Origin of the sequence: Nocardia gamkensis NBRC 108242, from assembly GCF_001612985.1 — a bacterium.
In the GTDB taxonomy this organism is placed as follows: Bacteria; Actinomycetota; Actinomycetes; order Mycobacteriales; family Mycobacteriaceae; genus Nocardia; species Nocardia gamkensis.
The window spans coordinates 15,856-31,807 of record NZ_BDBM01000010.1 but is presented as its reverse complement, the minus strand read 5'-3'; the positions used below and the strand labels follow the sequence as shown (position 1 = coordinate 31,807).

Below are 15,952 nucleotides of genomic sequence, written 5' to 3'. Positions count from 1 at the left end.
GCTGGACACTGCGTGGCGTGTGCCGCCGAAGCACCCTTCGGCGGCGTTCGCACCTATCTTGGTTCAGTCGACGGTGAACGTGCCGGTGAGCTCTGCTTCGGTGACGCCGGGGCAGGACTGCGCGGTGCTCACGGTGTTGTCGTCGGAGGCGGTATGTCCCGCATAGGTGCCCGATGCGATCACGATCGGGAACAAGGCCGGACCCGAACCCTTGGATTTGCTCTGATTGCCCGCGGCCGCGCTGCTGATCGTGCTGGTGCTGCCATCGGACCAGGTGATGGTCCCGGTGCCCTGGTGGACACTGACTTTCCCATCACACGAGGCGACTTCGAAGCCCTGCTCGTCCATGGTTACCGGGTACGGCTTCCCCTCGTCGACGGCAGACCCCGTGCAGTCGGTGAATCGGGTGGTAGCCGTCCACGCGATCTTCGACGGTATCGCGCCCAACCCCGATCCGGCCCAGTGCACGGTGCCCTGTTCGGCGCAGGTGATGACGGGGGCCGCGGTTGCGCCAACGAGCGGCGCTGCGACGCCCGGAGCGGCGAACGGGACCACCCCGAGCGACGCGCTTGCGAGAACAACAGCTCCGGCCAGGCGATATCGAGTGAACATGAGTCTCCTTGGTCGTTCCTGCTTGTCTGATGTCCGATCGAGACATTAACCGGCTACCGACCGCGGATTCGGTTCCCCACGCCCTGCGGCGTTGCGGAGACGCACCGCGCGTACGCAATCGACCACCGGCCAGGCCAAACTCGCAGTCCGGTCTCACCCCCGTACGACACGAGCGGCAGAGGCGAGCAACACTGGCTATACCTCTCTCCGCGCTCGGCCGATCGTGCCCGGTCTGCGCAGCCGCGGTGCCGGACTCCGGTCTCTGCACGGAGCCTTGGCCACCGCTGTGGGCGGGCGCCCGGTGTTGCATCTGTTCGCGGCACGGGCGGTGTTCATTCGCGAGTCGATCGTCACCCGGAACGAGTGAATCGGCATCCGGGTGCGGTTGGGAATCTGGCTGGGTCATCGAATTCGACACCCCGCATCTGTCTCGAAAGGAGAAGACGATGGCCACACCTACGACCCCCGGGTTGCTCTCGGCAAGGGAGTTCCAGGAGGTGCGGCTGTCGCGGTCGAACGGTCGTCCCGGGCAGGTGCCGTCTCACCGAACACCGCTTCGCCGTGCCGCCAGTCGGACTCCCGCGCCAGGACCAACGCTGCCCACCACGAATTTTCCGGTGAAATCGATCGACAGCAGCACGATTTGGACCGCACCTTCCCCTCGGAAAGTTTCTACCTCGTCACGGCGCAGTATCTGCACTCACCGGCGGCGCGGGACGGCGAACGGACGCGGATTCCGGGCCGGGCCGCTGAGGCGGTGGCGCCCGGCGGGCTACTGCTGATCGTCGGGTACGCACAATGGCCCTTCTGGGTGCTGGAACCACCCATCGACGTGCATTTCCCGACCACGGTCGAGGTGCGCGCGGGTCTCGCGCTCGACCCGGCCGAATGGCAGGGTGGAAGTGGATGAGGAGGTCGAGCGCGAGCACCCGAGCCCGGAGGGCACGCCGGCACACGCAAAGACAACATCCTATGAATTCGCCGCGCCGTACCGATTGAGCGAATAGCGGGCGAATCTCCTTGCGGGTGAGGGGAATTCGGGGAGACTGCGCGCGGAATTAACTCCGATATTACTTGGGATTCATGGCGTCGATACGGGTTTCTCGCTACTGCTGACGCAGCCTACAACGCGGTGGGAATCGAAATCTCACGTCGGTCGGGGGGAAATTCGCCCGTAGGAGAGTTCCCAATGAAGTATCCAGTGTGCGCTCGCGTGCTAGGCCCATTGACGCTTGCTCTGAATAATCACAACGCGACGCCGACTGCGCAGAAGCAGCGGCAGTTGCTGGCATTACTTTTGGTTCGGCATGACACCGTTGTCCCGGTGACTGCCCTGATCGAAGAACTGTGGAACGACGATCCGCCGCGCAGCGCGGTGACGGTCGTGCAAACATATGTGCTCGGAATCCGAAAGAAGATGGCGGAGCAACTCGGAGTCGAGCAGGCGGAGGTGGCCGGCCGATATCTGCGCACGCGCAGCAAGGGTTATTCGTTCGAAGGACGATTTCCTCCTGAGCGATGCCGAGCGGTTGCCCCGCCGCGACTCTGATCTGTTCGGCGATGAGGTCTATACCCGTCACCATTTCGGTCACCGGGTGTTCGACCTGAATTCGGCAGTTCACCTCCATGAAATAGTAATTGCCGTCGCGATCGACCAGGAATTCCACGGTTCCCGCGCCGGTATATCCGGCCTCGAGCACACCGTGCACGGCGGATGCGCCCATTCGCTCGGCCAGACCGTCCGGCAACAGCGGCGCCGGCGATTCCTCGATCAATTTCTGATGCCTGCGCTGCACCGAGCAGTCGCGTTCACCCAGGTGCACACCGTTGCCGTAGGCGTCGCACAGCACTTGGATCTCGACGTGCCTGGCCGCGGCGAGGTACTTCTCCAGATACACCCGGCTGTCGCCGAACAGCATCCGTGCCGTCGCCCTGGTCTCCTGATAGGCGCGCGGGAACGCGGCGCTCTCGTGCACCACCTGCATGCCGCGCCCGCCTCCGCCCGCGGCGGCTTTGACGATCACCGGATAGCCGATCGAATCCGCGAGCGCGTGCGCCTCGTCGAGTTGCAGCGGATCGAGGCTGCCCGGCAGTAGCGGCAGTCCCGCCTTCGCCATCAGCCTGCGCGCCGACTGCTTGTCGCCGAGTTCGGCCATCACGTCGGCGGGCGGCCCGATCAGCGTGATGCCCGCCGCTCGGCAGGCGTCGGCGAAATCCGGGGACTCGGAGAGGAATCCGTATCCGGGATGGATCGCGTCGGCGCCGGTGAGCTCGGCGGCGGCCAGGATCGCCGCGGCGTTCAGATAACTGCGTTTGGCCGCGGACGGGCCGATCTGCACCGCCTCGTCGGCGAACCGCACCACCGCCGACTCGGCGTCGGCGACCGAGTGCACCGCCACGGTGCGCACGCCGAGTTCGCGGCAGGTGCGCGCGACGCGCAACGCGATCTCACCGCGGTTGGCGATCAGAACCTTCTCGAACATGGCGCCACTCCTACGCGACCGACCGGACCAGGACCTGCTGCCGCGCCCCGAAGCGCCGGAACCGGGCGCGGCGCTCGTCGGCCAGCTCCGCACCCCCGCGCCCGGCCAGTTCGCCGAGGGTCGCGGCGAGGGCGCGGTGTAGCTGATCGGCCGCGGCCACGGGGGCCGAGGCCACGTCGTCGCCCGGTTCGGGCAGCACCGCGTCGACCACACCGAGACGCAGCAGGTCTCGCGCGGTGAGCGACAGCGCGGCGGCGGCCTCGGGCGCGGCGGCGGGATCGTTCCACACGATCGCCGCGCAGCCCTCCGGGCTGATCACCGAGTACGTGCCGTTGGCGAACATCAGCACCCGGTTGGCCACCCCGAGCGCCAGGGCTCCGCCGCTGCCGCCCTCGCCGATCACCACGCTGATCACCGGCACCCGCAGCGCGGACATCAACCGGATGTTCTCCGCGATGACGATCGCCTGCCCCTGCTCCTCGGCGGTCGCGCCCGGATACGCGCCGGGCGTGTCTATCAGAGTGATGACGGGCAGCCCGAGTTTCTCGGCCAACCGCATCAGCCGAGCCGCCTTGCGATAGCCGGCCGGGGTCGGCATGCCGAAGTTGCGTTCCATCAACTCCTTGGGATCGTGTCCTTTCTGGTGGCCGATCACCATGACCGGCCGCCCGCCGAGCCACGCCGTTCCACCGACTACCGCGGCGCAATCACCGGAGATCCGGTCGCCACGCAACTCGCGGAATTCGTCGAAGGCGAGTGCGAAGTAGTCCGATGCGGTCGGCCGCTGCGGGGATCGAGCCCGGCGCACCTGCGTCCACGGATCGGTCGCGGGAAGGCGGGCCGGATCGGTGATCGAGCCCGCGTCCGCGGGGACGAAGGTTGCGGCGGGATCGACCGGCCCCGCGGCCCGCAGCAGCGCGCCGAGCGCCTGGCGCAAGGCCGCGCGCGGCACGATCATGTCGATGAGGCCGCGTTCCAGCAGGAATTCGGCGGTCTGGAATTTCGGCGGCAGCTCCTGCCGGATGGTCTGCTCGATCACTCGCCGCCCGGCGAACCCGAGCCGGGCGCCCGGTTCGGCGATCAGCACGTCGGAGAGGGTGGCGAAGGAGGCCGCCACGCCGCCGTAGGTGGGGTCGGTGATCAGGGAGACGGTCAGAATGCCCGCCCGGTCCAACTGCTCCAGCGCCGCGCTGGTCTTGGCCATCTGCATCAGCGACAGCGGGCCCTCCTGCATCCTGGCGCCGCCCGAGGCGGTGACGATGATCAGCGGAAGACGCCGTGCCAGCGCGGTTTCGGCCGCCGCGGTGATCATCTCGCCGACCGCGGTGCCGAGGCTGCCGCCCAGGAAGCGGAAGTCCATGGCGGCGATCACAACCGGCCTGCCCTCGATCGTGGCCAGCGCGCACAGCACCGCGTCGTGCATGCCGGTGCGGGCGCGCGCGGCGGCCAGCCGGTCCGAGTAGGGCTTGGTGTCGGTGAAGGTCAGCGGGTCTTCGTCGGTGGCGGCGACCGGTAGCGGCTCGAAGCGCCCCTCGTCGGCGAGCTGCCCGATGCGCTGCTGCGCGGTGATCGGAGTGTGCCTGCCGCATTCTCCGCATACGCCGAGGTCGCGGGCGAACCGCTTGCCGTACAGCGGGATCAGGCATGCCGGGCAGAGCACCCAGTCCGCGGCGCCGTCTCGGCCGTGTGCTGACTTCATCACGCGTGTCTCCTGTGCTCGGGAACGGGTGATCGATCCGGGCGGCGCCGGCCGGGCGATCACACCGGACAGCCTGCGCCGCACCGCTCGAGAACAACTCGACTCGCTCGCTCGAGCGAGGTTCGAGGGCCGTCGTCGATGCTCGATCGCAGCATCGAAGGGAGAACGCCATGAACACCAACGCATCCGGTGGTGCGCGATGAGCCGCCGCGTTGTCGTCACCGGGCTCGGCGTCCGCGCGCCCGGCGGGTCGGGTAAGGACGAGTTCTGGAAGCTGCTGTCCCGAAGGCCGCACCGCGACACGCCGGATCTCGTTCTTCGACGCTTCGCCGTACCGGTCCCGGGTAGCCGGCGAAGCGGACTTCGACCCGGTGCGGGAAGGATTGTCTCCCAGGGAGATCCGGCGCATGGACCGGGCGGTGCAGTTCGCCGTGGTCTGTGCGCGGGAGGCGGTGGCCGACAGCGGGCTCGACCTCGCGGCGGTCGATCCGCACCGGCTCGGCGTGAGCCTCGGCAGTGCGGTCGCCGCGGCCACCAGCCTGGAGCGCGAATACCTGGTGCTGTCGGATTCCGGGAAGAACTGGCTGGTCGACCAGACGTATCTCTCCCCGCACATGTTCGACTACATGATTCCCAGCGTGATGCCCGCCGAGGTGGCCTGGAGCGTCGGCGCGGAGGGGCCGGTGGCGATGGTCTCCAACGGATGCACGTCGGGACTGGACTCGGTCGGCCACGCGGTGCAGCTGATCCGCGAGGGCTCCGCCGACGTCATGGTGGCGGGCGCGGCGGACACACCCATCACGCCGATCGTGGTGGCCTGCTTCGACGCGATCAAGGCGACCACCCCGCGCAACGACGACGCGGAGTCGGCCTCGCGGCCGTTCGACAACTCACGCAACGGGTTCGTGCTCGCCGAGGGCGCCGCGCTCTTCGTGCTGGAGGAGTACGAGAGCGCGCGCAAGCGAGGCGCGCATATCTACGCCGAGATCTCCGGATACGCGACCAGGTGCAACGCCTACCACATGACGGGACTCAAGGCCGATGGCCGTGAGATGGCCGAGGCGATCCGGGTCGCACTCGACGAATCCAGGATCGACCCGACCGGCGTGCACTACATCAACGCGCACGGCTCCGGCACCAGGCAGAACGACCGGCACGAAACCGCCGCGGTGAAGCGCAGTCTCGGCGCGCACGCCTACGCCACGCCGATGAGCTCGATCAAGTCGATGGTGGGACACTCGCTCGGCGCGATCGGCTCGGTCGAGATCGCCGCCTCGCTGCTGGCGCTGGAATACCAGGTGGTGCCGCCGACGGCGAACCTGCACGAACCCGACCCCGAATGCGATCTGGACTACGTGCCGCTGACCGCCCGCGACCACCGGATGGACACCGTGCTCACGGTGGGCAGCGGGTTCGGCGGCTTTCAGAGCGCGATGGTGCTGCGCAAGGCGGAGGCGGTGGCGGCATGATCCTCGTGACCGGAATGGGGGTGCTCGCGCCGAACGGCATGGGCGTGGAGCGTTTCTGGGACGCCGTGCTGGCCGGGCGCGGCGGGATCGCGCCGCTCACCCGGTTCGACGTCGGCGGCTCGTCGGCGCGCCTGGCCGGACAGGTGGCCGATTTCGACGCCGGTGAGCACCTGCCGAGCCGGCTGCTGCCGCAGACGGACGTCTCGACCCGGATGGCGCTGGTCTCCGCGCAGTGGGCGCTGGACGACGCGAAGGTCGATACGGCGACGCTGACCGACTACGACATGGGCGTGGTGACCGGGAACGCCTCCGGCGGCTTCGAATTCACCCATCGGGAGTTCAACAAGCTGTGGTCGCTCGGCTCCGAGCACGTCAGCGTGTACGAGTCCTTCGCTTGGTTCTACGCGGTCAACACCGGCCAGATCTCCATCCGGCACGGCATGCGCGGGCCGAGCAGCGCCTTGGTCGCCGAGCAGGCGGGCGGATTGGACGCGATCGGCCACGCGCGGCGCACCGTGCGGCGCGGAACGCCGCTGGTGGTCACCGGAGGCGTCGATTCGGCGCTGGATCCATGGGGCTGGGCTTCGCATCTGTCCAGCGGTGGTGTGAGCACCGCGATCGACCCTGACCACGCCTATCTGCCGTTCGACGCCCGCGCGGCCGGATACGTGCCCGGTGAGGGCGGCGCGATGCTGGTAGTCGAGGACGCCGCCGCCGCGCGCGCCCGTGGCGTGCCCAAGGTGCACGGCGAGATCGCGGGGTACGCCTCGACCTTCGACCCGCCGCCCGGTTCCCGCAGGCCGTCGGGCCTGCGCCGTGCCGCCGAACTCGCGCTGTCCGACGCCGGGATGACGCCCGGTGACATCGACGTGGTGTTCGCCGACGCCTCCGGCATACCCGATCGCGACCGCGACGAGGCCGCCGCCATCGAGGCGTTGTTCGGGCCGGGCGGCGTTCCGGTCACCGCGTCGAAACCGCTGACCGGACGCCTGTTCTCCGGCGCGGGTCCGCTCGACGTCGTCACCGCGCTGCTGGCGATGCGCGACTCGGTGATACCGCCGACCGCCCACACCGCCACGCTCGCCGAGGACTACCGGATCGACCTGGTCCTCGGTTCCCCGCGCTCCGCCACCGTCGGCGGCGCGCTCGTCCTGGCACGCGGGCGCTGGGGTTTCAACTCCGCGGTCGTCGTGCGCGCCGTGTCCGATCGAGATCTGCCGAGGAGCGAATCATGACCATCACCATCACCGAACTACGCCGAATTCTGGTGGACTGCGCGGGCGGCGAAGACCTCGCCGAACTCGGCGGCGACATCGCCGCCGTGGAATTCGAGGAGCTGGGCTACGACTCGCTCGCGCTCATCGAGACCGCGGCGCGGATCCAGCGCGACTTCGGCGTGACGATCCCGGAGGAAGAACTCATCGAGGTCAAGACGCCGCAAGAGCTGGTCGACATCGTGAACGCCCAACTGCAAGGTGCGGCATGAATGCCGAAGTGATGTCCCACACCAGGGTGGTGCAGGCGGCCCCGGACGTCGTCTACCGGCTGGTCGCCGACGTGACCAGGTGGCCGGTGATCTTCGAGCCGAGTGTGCTGGTGCGCCACCTGCACCGCGGGCCGGACGAGGAGCGCTTCCGGCTGTGGGCGACGGTCGGCGGCGCGGTGAAGAACTGGACGTCGCGGCGGGTGCTGGACGCCGGGCAGCGCCGCATCGCCTTCGAGCAGGAACGCAGTCAGGCGCCGATCGCGTCGATGGGCGGCGGCTGGTCGTTCCGCCAGATCGGCCCCGGCACGACGAAGGTGACCTTGGACCACCACTTCACCGTGGTGGACGGGGCCGATGCCGCGCAGGTCGCCGCGTCGGTCGATCGCAACAGCGTGGTCGAACTCGCCGCGCTGGCGCGCATCGCCGAGCTCGGCTACCCGGTGGACGAGGTGATCCACACCTTCGAGGACACCGTGACGTTGGAATGTTCGGCAGACGAGGCGTACGACTTCGTCTACCACAGCGAACGCTGGCCCGAGCAGGTGCCGCATGTGGGCCGCATCGAGCTCACCGAGGACGCCGAGGGCGTGCAGCTGATGGAGATGGACACGGTGACGGCCGGCGAGATCCCGCACACGACGAAATCGATCCGGGTGTGCGTTCCCGGCGAACGAATCGATTACAAACAACTGGTGCCGCCCGCGATCCTGTTCGGCCACAGCGGTGCGTGGGAGTTCGCCGACGGACCGGACGGCGCGGTGGTGACCGCGCGGCACACGGTCGCGATCCATCCCGGGGCCGCGCGCGAGATCCTCGGCGCGAACACCGATCTCGCCGACGCCCGGGCATACCTCACCGAGGCGCTGTCCGGTAACAGCCGAAACACCCTGCGGTGCGCGGAACGCTATGCCGCGACGACGAAGTCACCGACATGACCGCCACCGAGACGACCGCGACACCGCGCGTGCAGGAGATCGCCGACGGCGTCTACGCCTACACACACAGCCGCGGCGGCTGGTGCGTCAGCAACGCCGGTGTGCTGACCGGGCCGGACGGCGTGGTGGTGATCGACACGCTGGCGACGGAGGGGCGCACCCGGGCACTCGTCGAGTTCGTCGACAGGCTGGGTACGGGCCCGGCCCGCACCATCGTGAACACCCATCACCACGGCGATCACAACTTCGGCAATCACTTGTTCGGACCGGCCGCCGTCGTCGTCGGCCACGACCGGATCCGGCCGGAGATGATCGAGACCGGCCTGGCGCTGACGAAGCTGTGGCCGGACGTCGAATGGGGCGATGTGCGGGTCACGTTGCCGAGCATCACCTTCAGTTATCACCTGACCTTGCACCGGGGCGAGCGCCGGGTGGAACTCATCCATTTCGGCACCGCCGCGCACACCACCAACGACGTGGTGGCGTGGCTGCCCGAGGAGCGCGTGCTGTTCGCCGGAGACCTGGTGATGGCGGGCGCGGCGCCGTTCTGCCTGATGGGATCGGTCAGCGGTGCGATCACCGCGGTGCGGCGGCTGGCCGCGCTGGGGGCGGAGACGGTTGTCGCCGGACACGGCCCCGTCACCGGGCCGGAGATCTTCGACCAGACGCTGCGGTACCTGCGCTGGGTGCAGGACCTGGCCGCGGAGGGACGCGCACTCGGGCTGACGCCGCTGGCGATCGCGCTGGAGGCCGACCACGGTGAGTTCGCCGAACTGGTCGATCAGGAGCGGTTGGTCGGCAACCTGTATCGCGCCGATGCGGAGTTGTCCGGCGGCCGGCTGGGCGAGCCGCTGGACGTGCTGGCGATCTTCGACGAAATGGTGCTCTACAACGGCGGGCAGGTGCCGACATGCCTGGCGTGACCACCGCATCCGCGCGGGTCTGCGTGATCGGCGGCGGCCCCGCCGGACTGATGGCAGGGCTGCTGCTGGCCCGCTCCGGCGTCGAGGTGCTCGTGCTGGAGAAGCATCCGGACTTCCTGCGGGATTTCCGGGGCGACACCGTGCACACCTCGACGCTGCTCGCGATGAACGAGCTCGGCTTGGCCGAGGAGTTCCTGGCGCTGCCGCACGTCGAATCGGCCCAGCTGCCGATGGCGACCGCCGCAGGTCCGGTGGTGTTCGCCGACTTCAGCGCGCTGCCCGGGCCCTATCCGTTCGTGGCGTTCATGCCGCAGTGGGACGTGCTGAATTTCCTCGCCGAGGCGGGCCGCCGCTACCCCGGCTTCCGGCTGGTGCAGGAAGCGGAGGTCACCGAGCTGATCCAGCGCGACGGCGCGGTGGCAGGCGTACGCGCGAGGTCGGCCGATGGCCCCTTGGAGGTCGCCGCCGACCTGGTGATCGCCGCCGACGGGCGGCATTCGATCGTGCGCCGGTCGGGGCTGCTCGAGGTCGCCGCGGGCTCGGCGCCCATGGACGTGCTCTGGTTCCGGGTCGGCAAGCCGGAGGGCGAGCGCCTGCCCACCGTGCGAAGCGGAAAGGGATTCTTCATCGTCTGCATCGATCGCGGCGACTATCTGCAGGTCGCGTACATGATCCCGAAGGGCGGCTTCGCGACGATCCGAGAGGCGGGGCCGGCGCGGTTCCGTGCGGACCTGTCCGCCATCTATCCCGTGCTCGCGCCGCGTCTGGACGCGGAGATCCTGGACTGGGACGACGTGAAACCACTCGACGTCCGGGTGGATCGGCTGCGCCGCTGGTATCGCCCGGGGCTGCTGGCGATCGGGGACGCGGCGCACGCGATGTCCCCGGCGGGCGGGGTGGGAATCAATCTGGCGGTGCAGGACGCCATCGCGACCGCTCGCCTGCTGGCGCCGATCCTCGCCGCGGGCGCGACCGCGTCCACAGCGCAGCTGCGCGCCGTTCAGCGCCGCCGCGAATTCCCCATGCGCGTGGTGCAATTCGCGCAGTTGCACCTTCTGGCCGACCTCTACCCAAGCGCGGGACGACCGGGGACCGACAGACCGCTGCTGGTCCGGCTGCTGCGCCGCTTCCCGCGCCTGCCCCGGCTGGTGGCCAGGGTGATCGGCCTCGGCATCCGCCCCGAGCCGGTGCCGCCCGCGACCGGAACCGTCACGGCGCTGACCAAACTCAGGGAGAACTGATCGTGTCGACTTACCTGCTCATTCACGGCGCATTCCACGGCGGATGGGTCTGGCAGCGGGTGACCCCGCCGCTGGAGGACGCGGGCCACCGCGTCCTGGCCCCCTCACTGGTCGGCCTCGGCGACCGCGCGCACCTGCTCACCGCGGACGTCGGGCTCGACACCCACGTTCAGGATCTGATCGACCTCGTCACCGCCGCGGACCTGACCGACGTCGTCCTGGTCGGTCACAGCTACGGCGGCATCGTCGTCACCGCGCTGGCCGACGCCGTGCCGGAACGCATCGCCGAACTGGTCTACATCGACACCTTCGTGCCCCGCGACGGCGAGGCGGTGGCCGACATCATGCCGGGCATGGTCGACGCCTTCGCCGCCGCGGCGGCCGCCACCGGCGACGGCTGGCTGGTGCCGCCGCAAACCGAACCGACCGGCGACGGCGGACTGTACGGCGTCACCGAGGAACCCGATCTCGGTTGGCTGGCGTCCATGCAGACGCCGCAATCGCTGAAGACCTTCCAGCAGCCGATGAAGTTGACGAATCCCGAGGCGCTGGCGGCGATTCCGGTGACACACGTCTACTGCGGCGAAGGCGGCGAGGACTTCAAAGCGATGCGCGCCGCCATGCCCCGCACCCTGCCACCCGCCGATTTGCCTCCCGGCCGCCTCCACGTGCTCCCCACCGGGCACGACTGCATGATCACGATGCCGCGCGAGTTGGCCGGATGCCTGCTCGAACTCGCCACTCGGCCGGCGCCGACACCGTAGGCCGTCGACTATCGGTCCCGAGTCTCCCCCGAGTCGAATGCGGCGCGCGCGGCGAGAACCTCGCCGAGGTGTTCGGAGGACCAGGTCACGATGCTGCTGAACACCGGGGTGAGCGTTTCGGCCAGCGGGGTCGCCTCGTATTCGACGCGCGGCGGGACCTCGGGGTGGTAGGTGCGCGCGACCAGTCCGTCGCGTTCGAGCTGGCGCAGGCGCTGGGTGAGGACCTTGGGCGTCAGGCCGGGGATGCGCTGTTGCAATTCGGTGAAGCGCAGCTTGCCGTCGTGGGTGAGTACCCAGAGCACCTGGGTGGACCAGCGGCCGAACACCAGGTCGATGACCGGTGTGATCGGGCAAGGGTCCAGCGGCGTCTCGGGCGCGGTTGTCATACGTCCTCCGGGTAAGTAACTTTCCCCTTGGTTACTACTATACTTTGGAAAGTAATGTGTTTCCAAGGGTCGCGAGCATGCGAAATCCGAAGGGAGCACAGTCATGACGACGACAACGGTGGACGGCAGGCTGGATCTGCCGCGGCGCTCCGGCGATCGGCCGCGCACCCGTGCGCACAATCCGCACCAGCAGCTCGACCAGATCGCGCCCGCCGAACTGCAAGAGCAGCTGTGGTCGCGGATGACCACGCTCGACGGCGTTCTGCTCGGGCGCAGCGGCGTCTCCCTGCCCGACACCCGGGCACTGCACCTGCGGCCGGCGATCGCCCAGGGGCCCGGCGAGGCGTATCTCGCGGGCACCGAATTCGCCCACCTGCACGGGCACGGGGACGGCAGCCTGCACATGTGCCTACCGGAAGACGTGGTCGCACAGGCGGTTCGACAGGGATGGGCGGAGGCGCATCCGATGGCTCGGCAGGGATACCTGCCCGGGACCCTGGTGATGGTGTATGGGCCGCGTGATCGCGAGGAGCTGGACGTCGTCTGGCAGCTGGTGCGGATCAGTCACCGCTTCGCCGTCCGACCGGCTACAGCGTGATTAGAGCGGCGGCGGCCATCGTCGGTGTCATGAACGCAACCGATCTTGTCGGCACCTGGGAACTGTTGTCCTACTACGACATCGACGACCAGGACGTCACCAGCGAGGGCCCACTGGGCGACGCGCCGCGCGGCCTGCTGATCTACGGCGCGCACGGCTACATGTCGGTGAGCATGATGCGCACGGACGGAGCTCGGGGAGCCACCCCGTTCATGGGGTACGCGGGCACCTGGCGGCGCACCGGTGCGGAGGTGGTGCACGCGATCAGCGTCTGCTCCAACCCCGCCTGGGCGCGGACCGAGCAGGTGCGGCAGCTGTCGCTGAACGGAGACGTGCTGACGCTGATCGGCGCCGCGCGGGTCGGCGGGCGGACGCAACGCCGGGTACTCACTTGGCGCCGCAGCCGACCGCCCGAAACGCACTGTCATTCCGCTGAATACGAGAACAGGGGGTCGTCGAATTGAACCGGTTCGCCGTCTTCCTTGAGGATCCCGGTGATCACGCCGGCCTGCGCTGTCACCGGGATCATCAATTTCATCGCCTCCACGATGCCGACCTGTTGCCCGGCGCTCACTCGGTCGCCGACCTCGACGAACGGGTCCGCACCCGGCTCGGGGCAGCGATAGAACACGCCGACGCTGGGCGCGCGCACGATCGCGCCGGGCGCCGGCGCCTCCGGTGCGGCGACGGCTTCCACCGCGGCCACCGCGACCGGGGCTTGCACGGCCGCCCACTCGGCCTCGACGGTCACCTCTCCCACCTGGAAGCGCAGCGCGCTCGGCTGCTGCGGGAAACCCGCGAGCAACTGCAACGCGCCGGTCTGGATGGCCTCCAGCACCCGCAGATAGTCCTCGTGTCCGAAGGTGGGGGCGTTCTCCTGCACTGCGGTCATTGCCCGCACTCCTTGTCAGTAGTTTCCCAGGCCGCCACAGACGTTCAGCGCCTGCGCGGTGACGGCGCCGGCCCCGGGACCGATCAGATAGTCGACCATCGCCGCCACCTCGAACGGCTGCACGTAGCGGCCGATGGGCACCCGCGCGCTGACGCGGGCGTGCACCTCCTCGGTGTCCACGCCCCACAGCCCCGAATACACCTCGCGTACCCGCTCGGCCATCGGCGTCTCCACGAATCCGGGACACACGGCGTTCACGGTGATCCCGGTCTTGGCCAGTTCGAGGCCGAGCGCCTTGGTGAAGCCGACCACGCCGTGCTTGGACGCGGAGTACGGGGCGCCGTGCACCACGCCCTGTTTGCCGCCGGTGGAGGCGATGTTGACGATGCGGCCGCTGCCGCGTTCGAGCATGCCGCCCGCGTTCAGCACCGCCTTCGTCATCAGGAAAACGCTGTTGAGATTGGTGTTGATCACGTCGAACCACAGTTCGTCGGGCACCTGCGCGGTGACGCCGCCACCGCTGCGGCCCGCGTTGTTGATCAGGATGTCGATCGTGCCGTAGCGCCGCACACCCGCGTCGACGTACTCGCGGACCTGCGCGGCGTCGGCCACGTCGCAGACGGTGCCGTCCACCTCGTGACCGTCGTCCTGCATGCTCTTCACCGTGTCGGTCACCCGCTGCTGATCGCGAGCGCAGAGGAACACCGCGATGCCCTGGGAGGCAAGACTTTTGGTGATCTCCAGGCCCATTCCGCTGGTCGCTCCGGTGACCAGCGCGACGCGCCGATTTTCCGCCATGACTCCTCCATCGGTCGAACTTCCGAACTCGCCGGGCTTCTCGACCATCAGGGTCGACCGGCGTCCTATAGATCCGGTCAACCGCGCGCGGCGGGGCTCGGCTCAACCGAGGCTCTAGCGGCGAGGACCACGCTGGCGTGCAGCCGAGCCCCGCCGCGACCACAGGAGCAACCATGACCACCGTCGCCAGCCGCACCGAGTTGTACGCCGAGGTCCAGCAGTTCTACGCCGAGCAGATGCAGCGGCTGGACAACCGCGACATCCCCGGTTACGCGGCGACTTTCACCGAGGACGCGGAATTCGAGCACACACCGGGCATTCCCCCCGCCCGGACCAGGGCGGGGATCATCGCCGACCTGGTCGAGTTCCACAAGCGCTTCGAGACCGACCCGATGCAGCGCAGGCATTGGTTCAACATGATCAACCTGCAGCCGCAGGACGACGGGACCATCGTGTCCACCGCCTACTGCCTGGTGGTGAAGATCCGCCCGGACAGCAAGCCGGAGATCGCGCCGAGCTGCGTCGTGCACGACGTGCTCGTCCGCGCCGACGGCGCGTTGCTGACCCGGTCGCGGCGCGTCGTCCACGACTGATCCGACCAGCATTCGAGGAGACACCCTGTGAATTCCGTTCAGCCGGCCTTGCTCACGCTCGCCGCCGACGCCCAGGACCTGCTGTTCCGGGAGGCCCGCACGGCGAACGCCTTCACCGGCGAGCCGGTCACCGACGAACAGATCCGCGAGATCTACGAGCTTGTCAAATACGGACCGACGTCGATGAACCAGCAACCGCTGCGGATCGTTCTGGTGCGCAGCCCTGAGGCCAGGGCCCGTCTGGTCACCCACATGATCGACAACAACAAGCCGAAGACGGCCGCCGCACCGCTGTCGGCGATCCTGGCCGCCGACCTGAATTTCCACGAGAACCTGCCCAGGGTGTTCCCGCACGCGCCGGAGGCCAAGGACTACTTCGCCGACGCCGACTACCGTGCCGAATCCGCACGCTTCAACGCTCTGATCCAGATCGGCTACTTCATCCTCGGCGTCCGTGCCGCCGGGCTGGCGGCGGGCCCGATGAACGGCTTCGACGGTGCGGGCCTGGACGAGGACTTCTTCCCGGGCGGCGAACACACCGGCCTCGTCGTGGTCAATATCGGCAAGCCGGGCCCGAACGCGTGGTTCCCGCGCTCGCCGCGACTGGAGTACGAGGAGGTGGTCAGCACGGTGTGACCCGGCCGCTGTGACCGACCGCAATCGACCCTGTGCAGGCCCCGGGACATGTACCAGCTCGATCCGGTGGTTCGCCCGAGCCACGGCCGGGCGGCTGGATCGGCACTGTCGTGAGCTACGTCTTCTCGCGGCGGAGACGTTCGGATCGCGGCGGCAAGACCGCCCGGAGACGGGGCGGAGCCGCCACACGCCAGCACTAGAGCTGCGCTCTAAGTCATTGGCTGGAGCGGAACCGGGATAGCCATCGACGGTAGCCGGATCGGCAGGAGGTGGGACCAGTAACGGCGTCGCCTACACCTTCATCTGACAGGTGATTCGGCTGGGCCGCCGGCACGTTGCGCCGGCGGCCCAGTGCCTCGAGACTGTCGCGAACCGCGCCGGTTTGTCGGGGATGGCTTGCGCTCCTATCGACACGGCACAGCCCCGGACTCACGTCC

18 protein-coding genes and 2 pseudogenes are annotated in these 15,952 nt (G+C 68.8%); 14 read left to right on the top strand and 6 right to left on the bottom strand.

Translation table 11 applies throughout. The features are described 5' to 3' along the window. Positions 1 to 63: 63 nt before the first annotated feature. Positions 64 to 612: a hypothetical protein gene (locus NG1_RS11215; RefSeq protein WP_062969985.1), complete on the bottom strand. Its 549-nt coding sequence runs from the start codon at positions 610 to 612 to the stop codon at positions 64 to 66. 643 nt (positions 613 to 1,255) lie between these two features. Between NG1_RS11215 and NG1_RS11210 the strand changes: the two genes are divergently transcribed. Together NG1_RS11210 and NG1_RS39015 are read left to right on the top strand one after the other, a co-directional pair. After that, the gene (locus NG1_RS11210; protein WP_062969984.1) at positions 1,256 to 1,522 is read left to right on the top strand and encodes a hypothetical protein; all 267 of its coding nucleotides are present in this window, start codon (positions 1,256 to 1,258) and stop codon (positions 1,520 to 1,522) included. A gap of 279 nt (positions 1,523 to 1,801) precedes the next feature. Continuing rightward, positions 1,802 to 2,161, top strand: a complete 360-nt coding sequence (locus NG1_RS39015) for an AfsR/SARP family transcriptional regulator (protein ID WP_084498858.1) — start codon at positions 1,802 to 1,804, stop codon at positions 2,159 to 2,161. Here NG1_RS39015 and NG1_RS11205 read toward each other — a convergent pair. Next, positions 2,145 to 3,095: pseudogene (locus tag NG1_RS11205) on the bottom strand (ATP-binding protein); the annotation flags it as partial. The gene NG1_RS39015 and the pseudogene NG1_RS11205 sit on opposite strands and share 17 nt — an antisense overlap. Before the next feature lie 10 nt (positions 3,096 to 3,105). After that, positions 3,106 to 4,794 carry an acetyl-CoA carboxylase, carboxyltransferase subunit beta gene (accD, locus tag NG1_RS11200; RefSeq protein ID WP_062970108.1) on the bottom strand — a complete coding sequence of 563 codons (1,689 nt, stop codon included), beginning with the start codon at positions 4,792 to 4,794 and terminating at the stop codon, positions 3,106 to 3,108. Positions 4,795 to 4,993: 199 nt separating this feature from the next. Between accD and NG1_RS39010 the strand changes: the two are divergent. The 8 genes and pseudogenes from NG1_RS39010 to NG1_RS11165 all read left to right on the top strand — a co-directional run. Further along, positions 4,994 to 5,044: pseudogene (locus NG1_RS39010) on the top strand (hypothetical protein); the annotation flags it as partial. Positions 5,045 to 5,102: 58 nt separating this feature from the next. Continuing rightward, on the top strand, positions 5,103 to 6,263 hold the full coding sequence (locus NG1_RS11195; RefSeq protein ID WP_369691010.1) for a beta-ketoacyl-[acyl-carrier-protein] synthase family protein: 1,161 nt from the start codon (positions 5,103 to 5,105) through the stop codon (positions 6,261 to 6,263). Next, the gene (locus NG1_RS11190) at positions 6,260 to 7,498 is read left to right on the top strand and encodes a ketosynthase chain-length factor (RefSeq protein WP_062969983.1); all 1,239 of its coding nucleotides are present in this window, start codon (positions 6,260 to 6,262) and stop codon (positions 7,496 to 7,498) included. The genes NG1_RS11195 and NG1_RS11190 overlap by 4 nt, the downstream gene beginning before the upstream one ends. Next, on the top strand, positions 7,495 to 7,749 hold the full coding sequence (locus NG1_RS11185; RefSeq protein WP_062969982.1) for an acyl carrier protein: 255 nt from the start codon (positions 7,495 to 7,497) through the stop codon (positions 7,747 to 7,749). Before NG1_RS11190 ends, NG1_RS11185 begins: the two co-directional genes overlap by 4 nt. Next, a complete protein-coding gene (locus NG1_RS11180; protein WP_062969981.1) occupies positions 7,746 to 8,684 on the top strand; it encodes an aromatase/cyclase in 939 nt (312 codons plus the stop codon). The genes NG1_RS11185 and NG1_RS11180 overlap by 4 nt, the downstream gene beginning before the upstream one ends. Then, entirely contained in the window at positions 8,681 to 9,607 is a 927-nt protein-coding gene (locus NG1_RS11175; RefSeq protein WP_062969980.1) for an MBL fold metallo-hydrolase, read from the top strand. Before NG1_RS11180 ends, NG1_RS11175 begins: the two co-directional genes overlap by 4 nt. Further along, the gene (locus NG1_RS11170) at positions 9,595 to 10,848 is read left to right on the top strand and encodes an FAD-dependent oxidoreductase (protein WP_062969979.1); all 1,254 of its coding nucleotides are present in this window, start codon (positions 9,595 to 9,597) and stop codon (positions 10,846 to 10,848) included. The genes NG1_RS11175 and NG1_RS11170 overlap by 13 nt, the downstream gene beginning before the upstream one ends. 2 nt (positions 10,849 to 10,850) lie before the next feature. Next, positions 10,851 to 11,612 (top strand): alpha/beta fold hydrolase, encoded by a 762-nt coding sequence (locus NG1_RS11165; RefSeq protein WP_062969978.1) that lies wholly within the window; start codon positions 10,851 to 10,853, stop codon positions 11,610 to 11,612. A gap of 8 nt (positions 11,613 to 11,620) precedes the next feature. Here NG1_RS11165 and NG1_RS11160 read toward each other — a convergent pair whose 3' ends face one another. Further along, entirely contained in the window at positions 11,621 to 11,998 is a 378-nt protein-coding gene (locus tag NG1_RS11160; RefSeq protein ID WP_062969977.1) for a winged helix-turn-helix transcriptional regulator, read from the bottom strand. 103 nt (positions 11,999 to 12,101) lie between these two features. On the opposite strand from NG1_RS11160, the gene NG1_RS11155 reads away from it, so the two are divergent. After that, complete coding sequence (locus NG1_RS11155) at positions 12,102 to 12,596, top strand: luciferase domain-containing protein (RefSeq protein WP_062969976.1); 495 nt, start codon at positions 12,102 to 12,104, stop codon at positions 12,594 to 12,596. A gap of 29 nt (positions 12,597 to 12,625) precedes the next feature. After that, positions 12,626 to 13,060: a lipocalin-like domain-containing protein gene (locus NG1_RS11150; RefSeq protein ID WP_062969975.1), complete on the top strand. Its 435-nt coding sequence runs from the start codon at positions 12,626 to 12,628 to the stop codon at positions 13,058 to 13,060. Here the strand turns inward: NG1_RS11150 and NG1_RS11145 are convergent. Both NG1_RS11145 and NG1_RS11140 read right to left on the bottom strand, forming a co-directional pair. Continuing rightward, positions 13,021 to 13,488, bottom strand: a complete 468-nt coding sequence (locus NG1_RS11145) for an acetyl-CoA carboxylase biotin carboxyl carrier protein (protein ID WP_062969974.1) — start codon at positions 13,486 to 13,488, stop codon at positions 13,021 to 13,023. The genes NG1_RS11150 and NG1_RS11145 overlap by 40 nt on opposite strands. A 15-nt stretch (positions 13,489 to 13,503) precedes the next feature. Continuing rightward, the gene (locus NG1_RS11140) at positions 13,504 to 14,286 is read right to left on the bottom strand and encodes an SDR family NAD(P)-dependent oxidoreductase (RefSeq protein ID WP_062970107.1); all 783 of its coding nucleotides are present in this window, start codon (positions 14,284 to 14,286) and stop codon (positions 13,504 to 13,506) included. A 173-nt stretch (positions 14,287 to 14,459) separates the two neighbouring features. Between NG1_RS11140 and NG1_RS11135 the strand changes: the two genes are divergently transcribed. Continuing rightward, on the top strand, positions 14,460 to 14,879 hold the full coding sequence (locus NG1_RS11135; RefSeq protein ID WP_062969973.1) for a nuclear transport factor 2 family protein: 420 nt from the start codon (positions 14,460 to 14,462) through the stop codon (positions 14,877 to 14,879). A 27-nt stretch (positions 14,880 to 14,906) separates the two neighbouring features. After that, positions 14,907 to 15,515 (top strand): malonic semialdehyde reductase, encoded by a 609-nt coding sequence (locus NG1_RS11130; RefSeq protein ID WP_062969972.1) that lies wholly within the window; start codon positions 14,907 to 14,909, stop codon positions 15,513 to 15,515. The last annotated feature ends 437 nt before the right edge of the window (positions 15,516 to 15,952 follow it).